Origin of the sequence: Streptomyces sp. NPDC096136, from assembly GCF_044763325.1 — a bacterium.
Lineage (GTDB): Bacteria > Actinomycetota > Actinomycetes > Streptomycetales > Streptomycetaceae > Streptomyces.
Window position 1 is genome coordinate 1 of the sequence record NZ_JBIWFZ010000005.1, and the last position, 19,601, is coordinate 19,601.

Genomic DNA, 19,601 nt, shown 5'->3' on the forward strand with positions numbered 1-19,601 from the left:
AACTCGCCGCCCGCTACAAGGCCGGAGTCCACCTCGCCGCACTCATCCTCTGGCTCCGCGAACCCCTCCAAGATCCTTTGCCAGACAGAACCTAGACCCGGCCGGGGGCCCGGCTTCGGCAGGGCGGGCCGCTACGGCAGGGCGGGCCGCTTCCCTCCCACATGGGCCGCGTCGGCGGCGGCGGTCCCGTCCTCCCACCCCGCGTGGTCGGTGGCCCCGCGCAGCCGGGTCGTGGTGGTCCGCGGGAACATCTCGTCGGCCCGGGAGGTGACGGCCACGTCCCGGGCCACCAGCGCGGGCAGGTTGTCCGGGGTCTCGGCGGCCGTGTGCTCGGCGGTCTCGGCGAGGCGCCGGCCGAGGCGGCTGGCGTAGGCGAGCAGGAACGACTGCCGGAAGGTCTTGGTGCGCTTGCGCCCGCCGGCCCGCTGGGCGGCCTCGGCCCGCGTCATGGCGGCCGTCCCCTGCACGAGCAGCGAGGTGTACAGCAGCTCCACGGCCTCCAGGTCGCTCTCGAAGCCGACCACGGTCGAGAAGCCGAACGCGCTGTTCCACACCGCCCGGCAGCGGTTGGCGGTGGCCACCGCGTCCAGCAGGACCGCCTTGGCCTCCTCGTACGGGGGCTCCACCCCGATCCGGCAGGCCCCGGGCACCTGCGCCGGACCGCCGCCGCGCACGGCGAGCAGCGCCTCGTCCACGGTGTGCCGGGCCATCAGCTCCTGCGCCTTGGCGCTGAGCGCCTCCGCCTCCTGCGGATAGGTGGTCGCCTCGGCCTTCGCCAGCAGCGCCCGGATCCGCCCCAGCATCCGCGGCTCGATGTGCGCGTGCTCCAGGGCGTCCCCGGCCGGATCGCCGGGGACCGGCCCCACGGGCTCGACGGACGGCAGCCGGATCAGCAGCCGGTACACCTCCAGGACGGCGGTGGCCAGGGTGAACCGGTCGGCCCGCTCGCGCCGCGCGCACTCCTGCGCGTACGCCTCGTCCCCGGACCACCACACCTCCCCGGCGCCCCACCCGTCGGGCAGCCGCGCGTACCGCCGCGCCTCGGCGGCGACCACGTCCCCGAGGAGCCGCAGGTGCACCTCCCCGAGGTCCCGCCGCACCAGCCGCGCCACGTCGGCCGGCCGCCACCCGCGCTCCCAGGCCTGCCGCGCGTAGGCCTCCCCGCGCCCGAGCAGCTCCCGCCCGACCCCGCCCCACAGGCCCCCGTCTGCGGCCAGCACGGAGGCCCCGCTGTCGAGCCCGGCGTCGTCCTGGGCGTACAGCGCGGCGGCGAAGGCCCGGTCAACCAGCCCACTGATCTCACTCACCCCTTCAGGGTGTCACGCCGCGTTCCGCCGGCCGGACCGGCCGGGATCCGGCCCCGCAGGCGTCCGAGGCCCGGGAGGCGAGGGGGTGCCGGGGGGGTGCGGGGGGGGCGGAGCCCGCGGAGGCGCTCGCGCGGCCCCCTGTCGGCGCCCGGTGGGACACTCGCACTCGTGAGCGACCACCCCACCCCCTGGGCCCTGACGGAGACCCCCGACGGCCGATGGCAGGCCACCCCCGTACCCCCCACCCCCGCGGGTCCCCTCACCACCGCCACCCCCGCGGAGGCGATCCGCTCCGCGCCCCCCGCAACCCGCTGGATCTGGCGCTCCACCCAGGCCGTCTACCCCCGCCTCCTCGCCGCCGGCGTCCGCGTGGACCGCTGCTACGACGTCGAGGACGCCGAGTCGCTCCTCCTCGGCCACGAGGGCCGCTCCGGCGAGCCCCGCTCGGCCGCCGCCGCCTGGGCCCGCCTCACCGACGCCCCGGTCCCCCCGGACCCCCCGCAGCGCGCCGCCGCCCCGGCCCCGTCCCGCGCCCAGGACTCCCTCTTCGACGCCGCCGGGCTCGCCGACCCGCACCACCGCCCCGCCACCCCCCTCCCCCTGGACGCCCTCCTCGCCGTCCACGCCGACCAGGCGCGCCGGCACGCCGCCACCGCCCATCCCGACCGGCTCCGCCTCCTCACCGCCGCCGAGTCCGCGGCGTTCCTCATCGCCGCCGAGATGCAGCACACCGGCATGCCCTGGCGGGCCGACGTGCACCGCGCCCTGCTGACCGAGCTGCTCGGCGAGCGCTACGCCGGCCGCGGCGAACCCCGCCGCCTGGCGCAGCTGGCCGACGAGATCTCCGCCGCGTTCGGCCGCCGCGTCCGCCCCGACCTGCCCGCCGACGTGGTCAAGGCCTTCGCCGGGGCCGGGATCGCACTCCGCTCGACCCGCCGCTGGGAGCTCCAGGAGGTCGACCACCCGGCGGTCGAGCCGCTCCTCCTCTACAAGAAGCTGTACCGGATCTACACCGCCCACGGCTGGTCCTGGCTCACCGACTGGGTCCACGACGGCCGCTTCCGCCCCGAGTTCGTCCCCGCCGGAACCCTCACCGGCCGCTGGGTCACCCACGGCGGCGGTGCCCTGCAGATCCCCAAGGTGATCCGCCGGGCCGTCGTCGCCGACCCGGGCTGGCGGCTCGTCGTCGCCGACGCCGACCAGATGGAGCCGCGCGTCCTCGCCGCGATCTCCCGCGACCCGGCCTTCATGGAGGTGGCCGGCCGGCCCGAGGACCTCTACACGGCCGTCTCCCGCCAGACCTTCTCCGGCGACCGGGAGAAGGCCAAGATCGCGGTGCTGGGCGCGGTCTACGGGCAGACCTCCGGCGACGGGCTCAAGAACCTCGCCGCCCTGCGCCGCCGCTTCCCCCGGGCCGTGGCCTACGTGGACGACGCGGCCCGCGCCGGCGAGGAGGGCCGGCTCGTGCGCACCTGGTTGGGCCGCACCTGTCCGCCCCCGGCCGGCGCGGCCGAGGACGGGGAGGCGGGCCTCCCCCAGGACCGGGACGACGAGGGCCCGGGCCGGGCCCCGTCCTACGCCTCGACCGACACCCGCGCCCGGGGCCGCTTCACCCGCAACTTCGTCGTCCAGGGCAGCGCCGCCGACTGGGCCCTGCTGATGCTCGCGGCGCTGCGCCAGGCCACCGCCGGGATGCGCGCGGAGCTGGTGTTCTTCCAGCACGACGAGGTGATCGTGCACTGCCCGGCCGACGAGGCCGGGGCCGTCGCCGAGGCCATCCGCGCGGCCGGCGACCGCGCGGGCCGGCTCGCCTTCGGCGACACCCCGGTCCGCTTCCCCTTCACGACCGCGGTCGTGGAGTGCTACGCGGACGCGAAGTGACTCGGCCCGGTTCGTGGAGGTGGCTCGGCCCAGGTCGTGGAAGTGGCTCGGCCCGGGTCGCGGAAGTGGCTCAGCCCAGGTCGTGGAAGTAGAGGTGGAACCCCTCGCGCACGAACCCCTCCGACTCGTACAGGCCCTGCGCGACGTGGTTGTCGTACGCGGTCTCCAGCTGCACCCCGGCCACTCCGGCCTCCCGCGCCCGCTCCAGCACCTCGCGCAGCAGCGCCCGCCCTGCGCCGGTGCGACGGCCGGACGGGGCGACGTACAGGTCGTTGAGGACCCAGGCCGGCCGCAGGGTGAGCGACGAGAAGGTCCGGTAGACCTGCGCGAACCCGACCGTCCCCGCCCCTGCCACCTCGGCGAGCAGCACCAGCGACTCGTCCTTGGCGATCCGCTCCGCGAGGAACTCCCGGGGCCGGCCCGGGTCTTCGACGTCCACCTCGTAGAAGTCGAGGTACCCCCGGAACAGCTCGGCGGCGACATCGAGGTCCGCCTCCCCCGCCACCCGAACCGACGCCCCGCCCCGCTCAGCCATCCGCAACCCCTCGATCACTCGCGCCAGGCGGTCCATTGTGCGCGCTACCGGGGGCCCGCACCACCGGCATTCCTCAGGAGCCGGTGACGGGCTGGGCGGGCAGCCGGAAGACGTGCCGCGGGGTGACCACCCTCGTGATCGCCTCGCCGAAGCGCGTACTGGGCTCGGCCCCCCGGGCGCAGATGTCGGTGTTGAGCAGGACCACCAGCGTGGCCCGCGACTCGGGCAGGTAGACGACCAGGGCCTGGTAGCCCGGCAGGGAGCCGTTGTGCCCGATCCACCCGGCGACGTCGAAGACGCCCAGCCCGTAGCCGGCGTCCGGCGCGGCCCGGGTCACGTCGAGCCGCGCGGCCTGGGTGGCAGGGGTCAGCAGGGTGCCGGTGGCCAGGGTCGCGGCCCAGCTCCGCAGGTCGGCCAGGTCGGAGACCATCCCCCCGGCGGCCCACCCCCAGGAGGGGTTCCAGTCGGTGGACTCCCCGACCTTCCCGGTGGCCGTCTGGTCGGTGTAGCCCCGGGCGTGCGGCTCCGGGAACTCCGCGCCGGTGGGGAACAGGGTGTGCCGCAGCCCGGCCGGCGCGATCACCCGCTCGGTGACGAACCGGTCGAGCGGCTTCCCGCTCACCTTCTCCACGACCAGCCCCAGCAGGACCAGATTGGTGTTGGAGTAGTCGAACTCCGCGCCCGGCGCGAACTGCACGGGGTGCCTGAAGGCGTACGAGAGCAGCTCCTGCGGGGTGAACGGCCGCCGGGGGCCGGCGGTCAGGGCCTTGAGGAACCCCTCGTCCTCGGAGTAGTTGAACAACCCGCTCCGCATCGCGGCCAGTTCGCGCAGGGTGATCCGGTCCCCGTTGGGCACCCCGCTCAGGTACTTCCCGACGGGGTCGTCCAGCCCGACCTTCCCGTCGTCGACCAGCCTCAGCAGCGCGGTCACGGTGAAGGTCTTGGTCACGCTGCCGATCCGCATGCGCATGTCGGTCTTCATGGGCGCGCCCGTCGCCTCGTCGGCGACCCCGAAGGCCCGCACGTACTCCCCCTTGCCGGGCGCCGACAGGGCGACGACCACCCCCGGGACCCGGGCCTCGTCGAGCACCTCCAGCACGGCCCGGTCCAGCCGCGCGGCGACGGGGGGCGTCAGCCGCGGGAACCCGTCGGACGCCGGGGCGGCGGATGCGGCGGCAGGCGCGGGCGCGTCCCCCGCGCGCCCGGGCCCGAACCCGGGCGGAACCACCACGAGCCCCACCGCGGCCGCTCCGACCGCGGCGCCGCGCCACCGTGCCGCCATGCCCGGCCTCCCGCCCCCGCCCGCCGCCCGCCGCCCGCCGCCCGGGCCTGTGACCTCCACGCACCTCCCGACCAACGTAACCCGCGGCCCCTCCCCGCCGGCCGGAGCCCTCCGCTTGGCATGCGAAAGGCCCGGGCCGCGCGCACGCGACCCGGGCCTTCCCGGAGCACCGGCCCCCTCGCCCCGCCTCAGCCGGCGGCGTCGGGCTCGGGCAGGGGCTCGGTCCTGCCGTCGGGGTGGATGAGGAGGCGCACCGCACCGCCGTAGCGGTCGTCGGTGACGACCGCGGGGGTCGGGGCGCCGAGCTGCTGGGCGCGCTGCTGGAGGATGCCGATGACGACGTCCTGGATGTTGCCGAACGGCGGGGCCGTCACGGGGACGCCGTCGATCAGACCGGCGTGGTGGGAGAAGACGCGGACTTCCGCGGCCGGGGAGGTGGGCTGCACGGCGACTGCCTTTCAGGGGGTCGGGTCGGCTGCGCCGGTGGGCGTCGGACCGGCGGTGTAGGTGCCGCGCGAGATCCGCAGCAGCCGGCCCGACTTGACCATGGCGGACAGGGCGTTGCTGACCGACTTCCCCGCGTCCGGGTACGCGCCCGGAGGCAGCGCCCGCACCACGTCGCGGCCGGTGAAGTGGCCGGGGAAGGAGGCCACCGCCGTCTCCACGGCCCGGCGCAGGCTGGGGGCGCTCCAGGAGCCCGCCCCGCCGGCACCGGCGTCCGTGTGCTGCGGGTAGGCGTCGCGCGGGGCGGCCGAGGGGCCCCCGCCGGGCTCCTGGGGGCGGGGGGCGGGGCTCTGGTACCGCTCCAGGTGCGGGCCGAGCTCGCGCACGGCCTCGCGTACGGCCGCCAGCTCCCGGCCGTGCGGGACGGCGGCCGGGTCGGCGGCCTCCGCGTCGGGGACGAGCACGGCCGTGATGGCCTCGACGCGCCGGAGCGAGTCCGCCAGGCGGCCCAGCAGGGGCTCGAAGATGTCCTGCCGCAGCGCGGCGACGGGGTCGCTGGTCGCGAGCTCTATGCTCACGGACCCGGTCAGACCGCTGTCCGCGACCTCGTACACGCCGTCGCCGTCGGCCGCCGCCCGCCAGGCCTCCAGGCTCAGCCGGGTCCGTCCCACGGCGGCGAGGAACTCGGGCGCCACGGCGGCGGAGGGCGTGAGCGCGAGCATGCCGGCGAGCTGCTCGGCGGCCTTGAGCACGAGGAGCGTGGCGCGCGCCAGCGGACCGAGCACGGTCTTCTGGATGGCCAGGGCCGGATCGTCCAGTGAGTAGGTGATCCGTTCTCCCGACAGGGCCGGAGCGGCCATCTTCGGTACCTCGTCTGTGTCGGCGCGCTGTCGGCGGTCTGCTGGGAAGTGCTGTGCCGGATCCTGCCGCTGGGCGGGCACCGCTCCGCCTCCGGGCCCGTAGGACCGGCGGGTCCGGTGCTCCTGGAGGGCGCTGAAAGCATCGAGCACGGCGGCGGCCGGGGCCGCCTCGCCCCGCCCGCCGGCGGCCGAAGCGGTGGCGGCGAGCCGCCCCAGGCTGTCGCCGATCTGCAGCCACCGGCGGATCCACCGCCGGTCCTGCTCGGTGGTGGCGGCGGCGTACCCGCCCGGATCCGACCGGACGACGGAGTCCTGCAGGCACTCGGCCCACAGGGGGCAGGAGAAGCAGAGCTGCCGGGCGGCAAGGGTGAGCGCCTGGCTCCGGCGCATCCGGAACGGAAGCTCCGGCGCACCCGCGGGCGGGTGCTCCAGGAGCGGCTCTTCGAATATGTCGGGCCGCCGCTGGCAGGGCAGAAGCGCCGTGGTGGCCGGCAGCACGCCTGCCGGCCGGGTTCTCAGTGCTGTCTTCGCCATGGAAGAAGTCCCCCGATGTTTTCTGTAACCATCGGGGACTCTAGAACAGGCGAATTGGCAGCGGCAAAGCCGTCCCATGTGCTGTGAAGCGTTTATTACACAGCGGTGCTGACGGTGCGACATCTCACCGCGCTTCCGTGTCGGCGGCTGCCACGGACCGACGGAAGACCCGTCGCCTCACCCTCTGTTCGCGCCCGCTCACAGGGGAAGCGAATTTACTACGCGCCGTCAGCACCCCCACTACGCCGAGGAATCCAAGGGGAACGCCGAAGAGCGGGGCGAGCATTCCCACCCCGGACGCGCCGATGAGCAGGAGGTCGGCCAGCACCACGGTGACCCCGCGCCGGCCGCGCGGCCGCTTGAGCATCCAGGCCCCCAGCAGCGCCATCCCGCCGAGCGCCCAGTAGCCGAACACGGCCTGCCCGCTGAGCAGCCCGCCGGCCGACCCGCGGGCGATGTCGCCCGCGGCGGCCAGGTAGCCGGTCATGGCGGCGGTGACGGCCGTCGACCCGAGCGCGAGCAGCAGCTGGCCCCGGCGGCGCAGCAGCCAGAGGATCCCGGCGAGGACGAGCAGGGCGCACACCGTGATGAACGAGGCCATGCCGGTGGAGGCCAGCACGAACAGCGTGTAGGCGGCCGCCAGCCCGAGGACCAGGCGGGGGAGCATCCGCACGGCCCAGGCGTCGTCCCGCTCCTGGCGGAGCAGCCGGCGCACGGAGTCGAGGGTGGGACGAGGGGTCATCACGGACCGTCCATACCTGGTGCGAGAGATCGAGTGGGGGGAGCTGCTGCGGGGCCTACGCCTTGGGTCGGCCCCGCGTGCGCGGGCCGGATCCGTGCACCCGACACGGCGGTCATCGGGGCGAGACGGCCCGCGCGCCGGTCGGCACGCTCGGCCTCACCGTCCGCCACCCCGGGCCACACGGTGCGCCGGTCCACCCGCAGGAGCCCGGCCGGCTCGGCGGCGAGCTCCTGGGGCGGGTGGTCGGCGATGACGCTTGCCATGGCTCAGGCCTTCCTACTCGGACAACCGGCCACTGCCGCCCTCCCCCCGCGGCGCGGGCGGGGTGGCCTGCGTCGGCGGGGTCCGCGGGTCGGGCGCGGGCGTCGGCGACTGCTGCCGCACCGGCCCGGGGGCGGGCGCCGGCACACCCGGCTGCTGGCGCACGGGGCCGTTGTCCGGCATGTTGACCCGGGCCCGGGAGGTCTGGGTGTCCTGCTGCCCGGGAGCGGCGGGCGCGGGGGCCGGTGCCGGCAGGGGCGGCGCGGGCCGCGGCGGGGGCACGTGGGCCGACGGCGTACCACCGCCAACGAGACGGCCGATTCTCTGGGCCCGCTCCTGCTTGGCCTCAACTGCCGCGTACTGCTCCTCGAGCTGGTCCTTCTGGACCACTGCGGTCTGGTACTCGGTCTTGCGCTGTTCACGCTTGGAGGGTGGGGAGGTGGAAAGCTTGCCTTCCTTCTGCCACCGGCCGTCGTTCTTCCTGTTGTCGTAGGTCCGCAGAGCGGCCAGCGTGCCCTTCTTGCCCACCTTCGCCGTGCCGCCGGCGACACGACCCGTCGTCTTCGCGACACCGGCCGCGGCACCAGGGGCGTACTGGGCCAGCTTGCCCCCCACGGTGTTCGCCATGTCCCCGACACCGAGGGCGTCCTGCGCCCCGGCGATCTGCGGGCTGTAGGCCCCCGACAGCAGCTTCTTCAACATCATCACGACGGCGACGGTGACCAGGAGCAGCATCAGCAGCTGCATACCGATGGAGATCTTGGCGGGCAGGATCATCTGGTAGAGCACCAGGAGCACGGTCAGGATGACGCCGAAGCCGGCGCGGAGCACGAAGCTGTGGATGAAGGTCTGCAGCCAGCCCTTGAGCAGTTTCTGCTGGGACGGATGGATGCCCAGCGTGGCGATCAGCGGCAGCATGATGATCATGATCAGGGTCACGGCGTGCCACAGCAGGGTGAGCGCACTGAGCACGATCACCATGACGCCGACGATCAGCGCCGCGAAGACCGAGTAGACGGCGAGTCCGACCCGGGCCCCGGAGTTCTTCCCTGCCCATTCGTCGAAGGACACGGGGTAGATCCTCTGGTCCTTGAAGTCACTGGGATACCCCTTGCCCGGCCCGCCCGCCATGTCCTGACGGATGGGCATCCACTCCTTCTTCTCCTTGTCGCCGCTGCTGACCCTCTTCTCATCACCGTCCGCTCCGGGGAAGGCGTCCTTGTTGGTCGTCGACTGCGACACCGCCTGCTTGACCCGGACGTCTTCGCAGCGTGCGCCCTTTCCGAAGCTGCACGTGGTGCCGGCGCTCGCCGGCACGCAGGCGCCGCCGTCGATCCGGCCGCCGCCGCTCTTCTTGAAGATGCAGTTCGTGCCGTGCTCGCCGAACTGGCCGAGGGCCCACGGGCGGAACACGAGGGTGTCGTACATCGAGCAGCTGGAAATGCGCAGACCCCGGTTGTAGTCCCCCTCCAAGTCGCAGGGAGACTGCGACTTGCCCGAGGCGCCCGAGAGCACCGCCTCGGAGAACAGCGAGTTCGCCTGGGCGATGCCCGCGTCCGCCTGGTTGATGACGTTGACGTAGTTGCCGCCGGTCAGGAGCGCCACGACGGCGACCGTCGTCAGTGACGCCCAGCCCACTCCCGACCAGGCCTCGCGCATCTCGCCCTTGCGCCACTTGGCGAACACCCAGAAGCCCGTGAGCATGATCATGACCGGGACGGCGGGGATGAAGACGTGGTTCTTGATGGTGCCCACGACGCTGTCGCGACCCGTGTAGAGGCCGCTGAGCGGACTCGGGTTGGACGCGAGCTCCTTGATGGAGATCGCCGTACGGGCCAGGTACTTGGTCCCCATGAAGACCATGTTGGCCACACCATTGTTGATCATGTCCATGATCGAGCAGTGGTCTGCACCGCTACCCACGGTGCCGTTCTCATCCGAGGCGTTGCCCGAACCCCTGAAGGTCATGGACCAGTTCATGCCGCGCATGGCGTTGAGCTCGTAGAAGGTGTACCGCTCGGGGGCCTCAGGCATCCTGACCGCGCCGGTGACCATTCCCGTCGTGTCATTCAGGTTCTTGGCGCGCTTCGCCTCGTTCTCCCACTGGTTGACCGCGGGTATGAGGAACTCACCGCTGGCTCCGGGGTTGTCCCGGCTGTAGCTGTCATCGCCGGTGAAGCTGCACGCGAAGTCCTCGGCACGCGCCGTGCCGGGGACCGCGAGCGACAGGGCGATCAACGCGAGGACGAGGAAGACGCCGGCGCGCACGGCACGGCCGACACCCCCCGCCCGGTCGCGGAGCGACGGCGTACCGGCGGCGGTTCCACGTGGTTTGGCGCTACGGCGCACGAGCATCGGCTTCCTTCGGGATTTCCGCGGCAGGGGGACGTGAGGAGTCGGCGGCTACGAGCGGACGTAGTCCGTCAGGACGCAGCCCTCGGCCATTCCGGCGTGCTTCTTGAAGCCGCCCGGGATCTCGTACTTGCCCCCGCAGGTCAGGAGGAGCAGCTTGGCGTCCACCAGCTTCTTGACGGTTTCGTCGCCCGCGGGCACGACCGCGAAGTCCTTGCCGACCAGCGCCTTGTAATTCTTTCCGTTCTGCGAGGCCTTGAGGTTCGCCGCCTGGAACTTCGCCATGTCGGAGATCGACAGCAGCGTGACGACCTCGTGCGCGCCGTCGTCACAGACCTCGCGGTCCTTGATCGACCACTCGGGGTCCTTGGCCTCGTCCGTCAGGATGCCTTCGGTGCCTTCGGCGGCGGCCTTCCTCGGGTGGGCGCACTGCGCGTACTGGTTGACGAACTTCTCGACGGCGGCGATGTCACCGGCGGAGGGAAGGCCGAGGTCGTCGCCCTTCGCGTCGCTGCCGCAGCCTGTCAGCGCCGCCAGTGCCACGGCGGCGGTCACGGCGGTGAGGGTCTTGGTCAGTCGCACGGAATCTCCTGGGATACGGGGGTGAGGAACTGGCTGGGCGAGGGCGCCGCTACCGCGAGGCGGCCGGCTCGGCCTCGGCCGGGCGTTCCTCGCGGGCGGCCTCCTGCATGAAGGTCCAGTCCCACACGCTCAGCGGCGCGTCGACGGACTGGCGGCCGGGCCGGGTGGTGCCGTTGGTGTCCGTGGCGGCGAGGATCTCCTGGAAGACGAGGTCCACCGCGACCGTGCCGACCCGCTTGTCCACGTCCCGCTGGAGGCAGACACCCGTCCGCAGCTCCTGGAGGGAGTTGGACACCTTGGTGTCGCTCTCGGGCCGGCCGAGCAGCGGGGCCACCAGCGAGGCCTCCTGCGCGGACTTCTGCTTGAAGGCGAAGACCGTGTGGATCTGGTTGGCGCCACCGCTGCGGGCCTCGGAGTCCTCGATCTGCACGAGGTCGATGGCCTGCTGCGTGATCAGCACGATCACCGCCAGGTACGAACGGCCCTGCTTGAGGGCGCGCCGCATCAGGTCGCGGCCGCTCTCGGTCGCGGTGACCACGTACGCCTCGTCGACGAACAGCGCCTTGGGCCGCAGGCCCACCTCGCCCGTCACCGGGTTCTTCTCGTAGCCGACGTCGAGCATCTGGCTGCCCAGCTCCACGACCGCCATCAGTGCGGTCGCGGCCAGCCGCTCGGCCGGGTTCCAGCTGCGCGGGTCGGAGGAGGCCGGGGTCTGGAAACCGCGCAGGGTGATGACCGTGCGGCGCTTGCGCATCGCGGACAGGGTCTGCGGCTTCTCCGCGAAGGCGAGTCGCGCGTACGGCAGGGTGCGCAGCTCGGTGAGCAGCATCTGGGCGAGCTTGAGGTCCTTCACGGCCTCGCGGTCACCGCCGGCCACCGCCTCGTCGTAGGCCCTGGCCACCTCGTCGACCACCTGCCACAGCGTGGGCCGCGGCACCTGGCGCTCGGCGTCGCGGGCGCTCAGGCCCTGCTCGGTGGCCTGCCGGATCGCGGAGTTGTACCAGCCGACCACCGTGGCCATGGCCTCGATGACGGGCAGGCGCACCCGCTGGTAGTCCTCGTCGCCGAGGAAGCCGCGCAGCATCGTTTCGGCGAGCAGTCGGCCGGAGGGGACGTCGCGGGCGACGACCCAGGGGTCGAGCACGCCGGCCTGGCCCTTGAGGAGGTCGACGACCTCGGTCTCGTCCCAGAACTCCGGGTTGACCGGCTGGAACCGGCTCTGCGGGGTCCCGAGGAGGCCCGCCTCGGCGTCGAGGGGGAACTCCGGGTCGTTCACCTGGGACCCGAAGGCCAGGTAGTAGCAGAGCTGCGCGAAGTCGGTCTTGGGGTCGATGACCAGGCAGCGCACGCCCGCCTCCGACTCCTCGTAGAACTTCTGCAGGGCCAGCGAGGACTTGCCACCACCGGAGGCGCCGACGATGGCGACGCCACCGCCGTCGTTGCGGGCGGGTCCGACGTGCAGGGAGTAGTGGACGGGGGTCTTGCCCGCCCAGCCGACGAGGTTGCCGACCCAGCCGAGCTGCTTGCCGGAGCGGTGCTCGGGGTTGTCGCCCAGCTCCGTGCCGGCCGTGGGCAGCCCGGCGCCGAGCTGCTCGACCTCCTGGAGCCGCAGGTAGGGCGCGACGGGCAGCTTGGGCGCGTCACCCGGCAGCTGCGACTGCAGGAGCCTCCACTGCTGGCGGCTCGGGCGCAGCAGGGTGACCTTCAGGTCCTGCTTGAACTGCATCTCCAGGACGCGGCGGCGGCGCTCCAGCTCGGCGAGGTCGGGGGCCGAGATGGTGAAGCGGATCTGCGCCTCCATGCCCGGCATCTTGTGCTCTTCCACGTCGTCGACGAGGTTCTGGGCACGGGTGACCTGGGCGGCGAGCTGAGTACCGGGGACACGGCCGGAGTTGGCCATGTCGTTCATCTCGTCGACGAGGTTGCCGCTGATCTTCTTCGCCCGGTCCTGGAACTTCAGGTACGGGATCAGGGTGAACCGCATGTCGATCTCGACCGGGAAGTCGACGTGCTGCGCCGCGTAGCGGGCCCAGGCGGTGGACTGCCGGAAGCGGGTCTCGGTGGGCCAGCTCGCGGCGACGAGGGTCGTCGTGTAGCTGGTGTGCCGCTCGCCGGTCATCTCGTCGTACTGGTGCAGCACGATGTGCGTCTTGCGGTTCTCGCCGGAGAAGTCGACGACCAGGTCGAACTGGTCGGGGCCCCACGCGCGGCTGCCCAGCACCGGCTCGGCGGGGATCGGCAGGTCGCCGTGGAGCGGCTTGCGGATCAGCCAGACCAGTTCCTCGCGGCTCAGCGGGGTCCCGCCGAGGCCGTCGAGGCTCTCGTGGACCTCGCGGGCGACCTGGGTCCACTGGGCCAGCAGCTCCGGCGACAGGTGCTCGTCGTGCACGCCCGTGGCACCGGCCGCGGCCGCGTCGGCGGCGTCCCGCACCGCGCGCGTGGCACCCGACTCCTCGACCGGGTCGTCGCCGCCCGGGAGCACGCCGCTGTCGCCGCCGGACTTCCGCTTCATCGAGCCCAGCTTGACCAGCAGGATGTTGCGCTCGCGCTGCGCGCCGATGCGCTCCTGGTACTCGGCCTTGCGGAAGTTGTACGCCTTGTAGTTGTCCGTCGGGTCCCAGGCCACGGCGTTGAGCTGCTCGGCCCAGTCCTGGGCGGTGATCGGCCGGTACACCTTGCGGTAGTGGCACTCGACGTTGCGGTCACCGCGCGCGAGGTTGAGCAGCGCGCGGGCCGGGGCCTCGGCCATGGCCTGGAGCTCGACGGCGTTGAGGTATTCGTCGATGGCCGTGGGCAGGGCGATGCCCGTCCAGACGGAGTCGCCGTGGACGAAGATCATGTCGTCGGCGTACCGGTAGGGCAGCCGCATCTCCTCGCGGCGCTTGGCCTGGGTGGCCTGGCCGCGGGAGGAAGAGCCGCCCGCCTTGGCCGGACTGCCCGAACCACCCTTCTTCGCCCCGGTGTTCTTCTTGGACGACGTGGACGCGAGGAGCATGGCGATCAGGAAGAAGGCGACCGCCCCGCCAAAAAAGATCAGCACGAACATGGAGGAGTCATCCTGCGGTCTCGGAGTCTGCGGTCTCGGCGAATGCGCTCGGCGAGGACACGCTCGGGTACGGGGCGGAGGCGGCGTACGAGGAGCCGTGCCGGGCCGCTGTCACGAGCGCCGCGTCGTACCGCTTGTGCCAGCGGTCCGCCTGCGGCTGCCAGAGGATGACCTGCCAGTGCAGCTCTTCCGGTTCACGGTCCGCGGCAAGTCCCTGGAGGCGCTTGGGCTGGACCCAGTAGTCGGCCCACACCACGATCTGCTGGCTGAGGGTGAGCGCCGAGGGCAGCGGCCGGCCCCAGACGAAATAGATGCCGACCGGCGGCCCCAGGTACAGGACCGAAGTGATGAGCGACAGGCCCAGGAAGGGCAGCACGGCCGACAGCGTCAGCAACAGCACGAGCCACAGCACGCCGAAGCCGAAGGCGGCACCCAGGGCGGGCAGGAGCAGACCGGGAAGCGGGATGTTGCCCCAGTTCCAGATGCGCTTGGGCCGGTTCAGCAGGTCCGTGTGGTCGTAGGCGACCATGGGCGCCGGTGCCTCCGGCGTGTTCTGCGTCATCAGTCGGTCCCCCTCTCTGGCGTGGTTGCGCGTCGCGCTTCGCGGTCGCGGACGGCACGTCTACGGTCGCGGGCCGCGTTCCGTTCGCCGCGGCCCGTTCCCCGGGATCAGCCCGTGCCGCCGATCTGCTTGCCGAGGCTGATGAGCATTCCGGCGAGACCGGCTGCGCCACCGATGATGAAGGCGGCCAGCGCGATCATTCCGAAGCCCTGGAAGGCCTCGCGCATGCCGTCGCCGCGCTTCATCGACAGCAGCATCCGGATGCCGAGGATGAGGAGGGCGCAGGCCGCGACCGTGCCGCCCAGGCCGGCCAGGATGCCCTGGATCGACTTGAACATGCCGTCGAGAGTGGTTGCTGCCAGGATCATGATGTGTCCTTCGTTGTGAGGGGCGTACGGATCGGTGACGCGTCGCACGGGGCGGCCGGAACACCGCCCCGCGGGATGACGCGTCAGTGGGACTTGGAAGCTGTCGGCTTGGGCGAGGGGGACGGGCTGGAGGAGGCCGAGTCGGACGGGGAGGGCGAACCGGACGGTGCGGGAGAGGAGTTCGCCCCGGAGGACGGGGTGGCGCTCGGCGAGGCCGTGCCCGGCGTGTCCGCCCTCCCACCCGTCGGATCCATGACTCCGCCGCGGATGTCCTTGATGAACCAGCCCTGGGCCGTGTTCACCACGGTCACCCGGTACGAGCGCTTCAGGGCCGCTTCCCCCTTCGCGTCGTCGGCCCCGCCGCCGCCCCAGACGACGGTCACCCGTGCGGGGACCGACTGACCCTGCGCATAGCTGATCTTGTCGCCGGACTTGGTGCCCTCCGGTGCCAGCGCCTGGACCTCCTGGACCACCGGTGCGGTCAGCGCGCCGGCCAGTCCCGATATCGCTGCCGGAGTGGCATCGGGCGTGGTGAAGCGGGCCAGGGCGGTGGTGTCGGACGCGGCCCACGCCTTGAAGTACCCCGTCAGGACCTGGTCCCGGAGCTGGTTGGACAGCTCCTGGTCGACGACCTCTTCCTCCTTCTCCAGCGCGGGCGCGGTGTCGCGGATCGGCAGCGGCATCTCGCCGACGTTGCCGACGACCCGCAGCCCCGAGGCCCCGGCGAGGTCCTTGACGTACACCGGCACGGAGAGGGTGGTGGTGCGGCCGCCCGTGTAGGTGACCTGGATGTTGAGGTACCGGCCGTTCTTCCCGTACTCGGGGAGCTCCTCGACGGTCCCGTCCCAGTTCGCCTGCTTGACCTGCTGCTTGCCCTTCCCGTTCCAGCCGCAGTCCCGGTCGACGCCGGACGACGTGTAGTGGGAGAGGGACTCGCGGCGCTTGTCGGCGGTCTCCGGCGAGTACGTCATGCAGAGGGAGGCGTACTCCTCCGCGAAGACGGCCGCGGCCTGGACCGGGAAGTCGGTGAGCCGGTAGCGGGTCAGGTCCTGGCTGTCCAGGGCGGCGGGCTTCACGGTGACCGACGACCTGCCGATGACCAGGCCCGTGACACCGCAGGACCCCAGCGCGAAGACGCATGCGGTGATCAGGAGCGTGGCGCGCAGGGCCACGTGCGTGTTCTTGCCGTTGGAGGGCAGCCGGCCGCCGGGGCGCGGCACGTCGAACCGGGCGTCCGGCCCCTTGGCGCCGCTCGGCACGGAGGCTGAAGCGCTCGGGGCGGAGGTCGGGTCCGCGGCGGCAGCGGGGGCGGTGACCGCGGCCGGTGTCCCGGCGGGGGTCGCGGAGGCGGGAGCCTTCCCGCCCCCCTTGCGGCTCTCGCGGGCGGCCTTCTTGCTCTCGTACTCGGCCTTGCGCGCCGCCTTCTTGCGCTCGTACTCGGCCTTGCGCTCGGCCTTCGCCTGCTCCCGCTTGTCCTTCTTCGACTCGGCGACGGGCTGCTCCGCGCGCGGCGGAAGACTCGGCACGGCCGCCTGGCCCGGCGGGACGTTGGACTGCGGGGCCACGCGCACCCAGGCGGCGGCCACCTGGCTGCGGGCCGCCTCGGCGGAGAGCTGGGGCGCGGCGGGGGCCTCGTACGGACCCGGCGCCTGCTGCGCGGGGTGCCCGGCGGGCCGGCCCTCGCCGACCGCGTCCGCAGAACTGCTGTGGTCCGTCATCGGATCGGCTCTCTCCCCGCGTGTGTTCCCCGTCCGCCGGTCGGGCGTGCGGCGGGCCCTGGTGAGATCAGGTGCGGTCGGCAGTGTGGCAAATCGAGCTGACATTCCCCTCCCTCTTTTCCTCACGGGAGAGGGTGAGGAAAAAATAAGGAATCCCCGTGAGGAAAGCGGCGGAGCCGACAGCGCCCCGACGTGCCCGAGGCTCCGTCACAATGCCGGGTTGTGCCCCCAGTCGCGGGCGCCGAGCCGTCCCCGACTAACCGAAGGACGAGAGTTGAGCGATCAGAAGGTGCACGCGTGGCAGGATCCGGGCACCGCACCCGAGGCCCCCGAACCGCCGTCGGTGGAGGCCGAGCACGCCTGGATCTCCGGCTACGAGCCGGGAAACCCCTGGCAGTCGAAGCTCTGCCTGCGCACCCCGCACGGCACGGTCGCGTACCCCCTCACCCCGCACACCATGCCGGACCTCCTGGAGGGCCTGGTGGTGGTCGCCCAGGAGCAGCAGGGGGTGACGGGGGCGGACGCCCTGTACGACGCGGACGCCGACGAAACCGAGGTCGGCCCGGAGCCCGACGAGCCGGCGGAGCCCACGAGCATCCACAACGGCCGCGCGGCGCGCCTGACCGGCTGGTCCGTGGTCCACGAACTGTGGGAGCGCGAGGACCCGAAGGTCCGGCTCATCATGGGCGCGATCGTCGTCACCGTTTTCGCATTGGGGATGTTCCTGTCCTGAGCGGATACGGTCAAACCCACCACGGACGAAGGAGCCAACCATGCTGACGGAGACAACCGGCCGCACACCACAGGGCCTGGCCGCCGAACTGACGGGCATGCGAGCCGTCGACGACTGGCCCTCCGTGTGGTCGGGACCGCCACAGGGCGGATCGGGAGACTTCGATGCGTGGTGCGGGCGATACGGCTGGCAGCCGGAAACCTTCGACAGGCAGTTGTCGGTGGTGACCCGGAGCGGTGGTGACTGGACGTTCTACGACCGCCTGGGCGGCGAGTGGGCCCCGCTGGTGCGCCTGACGCACTACGCGTGGCAGCTGAAGGCCGACTCCCCGGCCGAGAACGGCGAGGTGTTCGCCACCGCCGCCACTGCCTGGTCGGCCCACCTCGAAGCAGCCACAGGCGTCCTCGGCACGCCCACCTGGGCCGGCTCCTGGGATGCCGCGGACTTCCCGGAACCGCCGCACCCGTCGTATTGGCATGATCGCGCGGCGCGCATGCGGACCCGCCGTCCGTACCGGTTCGCGTACTGGGCGCCGGACGGAAACGCTCCGGGGCAGCCGTTCATCGTCCTGAGCCAGTCGGTCACGTTCCCGACCTGGACCGACAACATGGCGGGCGGAGCGGCCATCGCTCTCAACGTCCACGCGCCCGAGGAGCTGCGGGACGGTAGCCGATGACGGACGTGTCACCGCCCACTCCGGACGAGCTCGCACGCGCCATCGCCCTCGAAGCCGCGTATGAGGCGTCGAAGCCGCGCACTCCGGAGGAGGTCGCGGCAGTCACAGAGCGAATAGGGGCGGACTGGGCGGCGGAGTACCCGGACCCAAAGAACAGGCCACCCCTCCTGGACTTCATCCGGGGCGTCGTCGACAGCCGGTCCGTCACCAGGGCGGACCGCGGCGATGTCCGCGCGTTCTGGTCCTGGCGGTCCCAACCCGAGGGCGCCGCGCGCGACGTGAGCCACCGTTTCCTGGCGCAGGCATGCGGCGAGAGCCGCGGCTACCAGGTCCTGGAGGAGACCGAGGCGGGCCAAAAGCTCGACTCCTACTACCTGTGGGAGCCGGGCGTACAGGATGCGCTCGTCGAGGACTACGGCGTGCCCAGGGCGGATATGAAGGACTTCCCTCCGGAAATCTGGAAGGCCGCCTCACTGAAGTACGCCAAGGAATCCACAGGGCCGGCCGTGGCGTTCGCCGCCGATATCGGTGCCGGTTCGGTCCTCGGCGGCATCGAGATGCCCGAACTCCTCGTGCACAAGAACGTCGGCAAGGAAGGGGTCAGGTTCCCCCTCCCCCTCCCCCGGCACGAGCATCTGCCTGCAGCGATCGACGAGCTGATCTCGGACGAGGCCTTGCGGTGCCAAGTGCGGATGGAGGACTTCGACGCGAAGAAGACAACCCCCGCGCAGTTCGCGGCCAAACTCGCCGCCCTCGACGTCCCCGAGCACTTGAAGGAGGCACACGCCGCGGCCGTCGCGAGACTGAACGCGGCCGAGACCTACCCCGAACTGGCCGCACCGCCGGCAGAGCTCGCCGAGCCCGAGGTGGATGGGCCCGGACCGACCGAGCCCGCACCCCAACAGGTCGGCGCCGATCAGCCCGGGCTGCAGGAGCCCGCGACCGCCCAGCCCGACCTACCCGACCCGAAGGCGCCCGAGACCGAACAGCCGGCACCCGAGGCGCCGGCGCCCCCGCAGCCCGAGCGCAAGGTGCTCGTGCACGGCCACTCCTTCGTCGTGGGCGCGGACCTTCCCCAGGTCCCCACCAGGCCGACGCGCCCGGTCCAGGCCGTTGCCGGGATGCACGGTTGGACTCCGCCTGCGGTCGAGACCGCACCGAAGTCCCAGGGGATCGAGCAGTGACCGACCACGAGGATCCGGCCGCCGCCGGGGACAAGGCCGAGTTCTTCTTCCCGGACGTCTTCGCCTTCGTCAGCGAGTTCCTCGCCCCGACCGTCCGCCGCCGCCTGAACGGCTCCTCCGCCACCTGGTGCCCCCGCTGGTGGGAGCACCAGGAGGCCGGCGCACGCCTCTCGGCGCTCTGGCTGGCCTGGGAACAGCTGCGCCTGGAACCCATGCTCGGCCTGTCGACGTGGTGGCTGCACCACGCCGACCCGCACCTGCGGGTGCTGATGGACACGGATCTGGGCCCGTTCGCCGCCTGTTCCCCCAAGACCGGCGGGCACACGGCGTACCCCTTCGACCCGCTCCCGCTGGAGGAGTACGACCCCGAGGCACAGCCCTTGTGAGGGACCGGTGAGGACGCACGGGGCGTTCCTCACCGTTTCCCCACAAGCCTCAACCACCCCACGTCCGCGCCGCTTTCCTCAGTCCGCTCCCGTCCTTTCCTCGGTTTTCCCGACGGGGAAAACCCGCGCTCCCCCGGCCCTCCCGCCA

The 19,601-nt window shown here is 72.5% G+C and carries 17 protein-coding genes; 5 read left to right on the forward strand and 12 right to left on the reverse strand.

What is annotated here, in order from left to right:
- Nucleotides 1-131 precede the first annotated feature (131 nt).
- Nucleotides 132-1,298, reverse strand: a complete 1,167-nt coding sequence (locus ACIRBY_RS11875) for a DUF2786 domain-containing protein (RefSeq protein WP_403900535.1) — start codon at nt 1,296-1,298, stop codon at nt 132-134.
- A gap of 177 nt (nt 1,299-1,475) precedes the next feature.
- Here ACIRBY_RS11875 and ACIRBY_RS11880 point away from each other — a divergent pair, with 177 nt between their 5' ends.
- Nucleotides 1,476-3,188 carry a bifunctional 3'-5' exonuclease/DNA polymerase gene (locus tag ACIRBY_RS11880; protein ID WP_403899639.1) on the forward strand — a complete coding sequence of 571 codons (1,713 nt, stop codon included), beginning with the start codon at nt 1,476-1,478 and terminating at the stop codon, nt 3,186-3,188.
- Between the two features lie 70 nt (nt 3,189-3,258).
- On the opposite strand, the gene ACIRBY_RS11885 is transcribed toward ACIRBY_RS11880, so the two are convergent.
- From ACIRBY_RS11885 to ACIRBY_RS11935, 11 genes are all read right to left on the reverse strand, one after another.
- A complete protein-coding gene (locus ACIRBY_RS11885) occupies nt 3,259-3,723 on the reverse strand; it encodes a GNAT family N-acetyltransferase (protein WP_403899642.1) in 465 nt (154 codons plus the stop codon).
- 73 nt (nt 3,724-3,796) lie between these two features.
- A complete protein-coding gene (locus ACIRBY_RS11890; protein WP_403899644.1) occupies nt 3,797-5,005 on the reverse strand; it encodes a serine hydrolase domain-containing protein in 1,209 nt (402 codons plus the stop codon).
- A gap of 188 nt (nt 5,006-5,193) precedes the next feature.
- Nucleotides 5,194-5,451, reverse strand: a complete 258-nt coding sequence (locus tag ACIRBY_RS11895) for a hypothetical protein (protein WP_403899647.1) — start codon at nt 5,449-5,451, stop codon at nt 5,194-5,196.
- Nucleotides 5,452-5,463: 12 nt separating this feature from the next.
- A complete protein-coding gene (locus ACIRBY_RS11900) occupies nt 5,464-6,843 on the reverse strand; it encodes a WhiB family transcriptional regulator (RefSeq protein WP_403899650.1) in 1,380 nt (459 codons plus the stop codon).
- 124 nt (nt 6,844-6,967) lie between these two features.
- On the reverse strand, nt 6,968-7,585 hold the full coding sequence (locus tag ACIRBY_RS11905; protein ID WP_403899652.1) for a hypothetical protein: 618 nt from the start codon (nt 7,583-7,585) through the stop codon (nt 6,968-6,970).
- Nucleotides 7,586-7,861: 276 nt separating this feature from the next.
- Nucleotides 7,862-10,114 (reverse strand): hypothetical protein, encoded by a 2,253-nt coding sequence (locus tag ACIRBY_RS11910; RefSeq protein WP_403899654.1) that lies wholly within the window; start codon nt 10,112-10,114, stop codon nt 7,862-7,864.
- A gap of 135 nt (nt 10,115-10,249) precedes the next feature.
- Nucleotides 10,250-10,780 (reverse strand): hypothetical protein, encoded by a 531-nt coding sequence (locus tag ACIRBY_RS11915; protein ID WP_403899657.1) that lies wholly within the window; start codon nt 10,778-10,780, stop codon nt 10,250-10,252.
- A gap of 49 nt (nt 10,781-10,829) precedes the next feature.
- Nucleotides 10,830-13,826, reverse strand: coding sequence for an ATP-binding protein (locus ACIRBY_RS11920; protein WP_403899660.1), 2,997 nt, complete (start codon nt 13,824-13,826; stop codon nt 10,830-10,832).
- 7 nt (nt 13,827-13,833) lie between these two features.
- The gene (locus ACIRBY_RS11925) at nt 13,834-14,388 is read right to left on the reverse strand and encodes a hypothetical protein (RefSeq protein ID WP_403899663.1); all 555 of its coding nucleotides are present in this window, start codon (nt 14,386-14,388) and stop codon (nt 13,834-13,836) included.
- Nucleotides 14,389-14,495: 107 nt separating this feature from the next.
- On the reverse strand, nt 14,496-14,756 hold the full coding sequence (locus ACIRBY_RS11930) for a hypothetical protein (protein ID WP_403899666.1): 261 nt from the start codon (nt 14,754-14,756) through the stop codon (nt 14,496-14,498).
- A gap of 83 nt (nt 14,757-14,839) precedes the next feature.
- Nucleotides 14,840-16,474, reverse strand: a complete 1,635-nt coding sequence (locus ACIRBY_RS11935) for a conjugal transfer protein (protein WP_403899669.1) — start codon at nt 16,472-16,474, stop codon at nt 14,840-14,842.
- A 274-nt stretch (nt 16,475-16,748) separates the two neighbouring features.
- Here ACIRBY_RS11935 and ACIRBY_RS11940 point away from each other — a divergent pair, with 274 nt between their 5' ends.
- The 4 genes from ACIRBY_RS11940 to ACIRBY_RS11955 are packed head-to-tail and all read left to right on the forward strand — an operon-like array spanning nt 16,749 to nt 19,453.
- Nucleotides 16,749-17,207 (forward strand): hypothetical protein, encoded by a 459-nt coding sequence (locus ACIRBY_RS11940; RefSeq protein ID WP_403899672.1) that lies wholly within the window; start codon nt 16,749-16,751, stop codon nt 17,205-17,207.
- A gap of 40 nt (nt 17,208-17,247) precedes the next feature.
- Entirely contained in the window at nt 17,248-17,883 is a 636-nt protein-coding gene (locus tag ACIRBY_RS11945; protein ID WP_403899675.1) for a hypothetical protein, read from the forward strand.
- Nucleotides 17,880-19,067: a hypothetical protein gene (locus ACIRBY_RS11950; RefSeq protein ID WP_403899677.1), complete on the forward strand. Its 1,188-nt coding sequence runs from the start codon at nt 17,880-17,882 to the stop codon at nt 19,065-19,067. The genes ACIRBY_RS11945 and ACIRBY_RS11950 overlap by 4 nt, the downstream gene beginning before the upstream one ends.
- Complete coding sequence (locus ACIRBY_RS11955) at nt 19,064-19,453, forward strand: DUF4913 domain-containing protein (protein ID WP_403899680.1); 390 nt, start codon at nt 19,064-19,066, stop codon at nt 19,451-19,453. The genes ACIRBY_RS11950 and ACIRBY_RS11955 overlap by 4 nt, the downstream gene beginning before the upstream one ends.
- Nucleotides 19,454-19,601: the final 148 nt, after the last annotated feature.

What these genes read in the sequence shown, in the direction of transcription:
- ACIRBY_RS11885 (WP_403899642.1), bottom strand. Translation starts at nt 3,723, where the DNA reads ATGGCTGAGCGGGGCGGGGCGTCGGTTCGGGTGGCGGGGGAGGCGGAC.
- ACIRBY_RS11890 (WP_403899644.1), bottom strand. Translation starts at nt 5,005, where the DNA reads ATGGCGGCACGGTGGCGCGGCGCCGCGGTCGGAGCGGCCGCGGTGGGG.
- ACIRBY_RS11900 (WP_403899650.1), bottom strand. Translation starts at nt 6,843, where the DNA reads ATGGCGAAGACAGCACTGAGAACCCGGCCGGCAGGCGTGCTGCCGGCC.
- ACIRBY_RS11905 (WP_403899652.1), bottom strand. Translation starts at nt 7,585, where the DNA reads ATGACCCCTCGTCCCACCCTCGACTCCGTGCGCCGGCTGCTCCGCCAG.
- ACIRBY_RS11920 (WP_403899660.1), bottom strand. Translation starts at nt 13,826, where the DNA reads ATGTTCGTGCTGATCTTTTTTGGCGGGGCGGTCGCCTTCTTCCTGATC.
- ACIRBY_RS11925 (WP_403899663.1), bottom strand. Translation starts at nt 14,388, where the DNA reads ATGACGCAGAACACGCCGGAGGCACCGGCGCCCATGGTCGCCTACGAC.
- ACIRBY_RS11930 (WP_403899666.1), bottom strand. Translation starts at nt 14,756, where the DNA reads ATGATCCTGGCAGCAACCACTCTCGACGGCATGTTCAAGTCGATCCAG.
- ACIRBY_RS11935 (WP_403899669.1), bottom strand. Translation starts at nt 16,474, where the DNA reads ATGACGGACCACAGCAGTTCTGCGGACGCGGTCGGCGAGGGCCGGCCC.
- ACIRBY_RS11945 (WP_403899675.1), top strand. Translation starts at nt 17,248, where the DNA reads ATGCTGACGGAGACAACCGGCCGCACACCACAGGGCCTGGCCGCCGAA.
- ACIRBY_RS11950 (WP_403899677.1), top strand. Translation starts at nt 17,880, where the DNA reads ATGACGGACGTGTCACCGCCCACTCCGGACGAGCTCGCACGCGCCATC.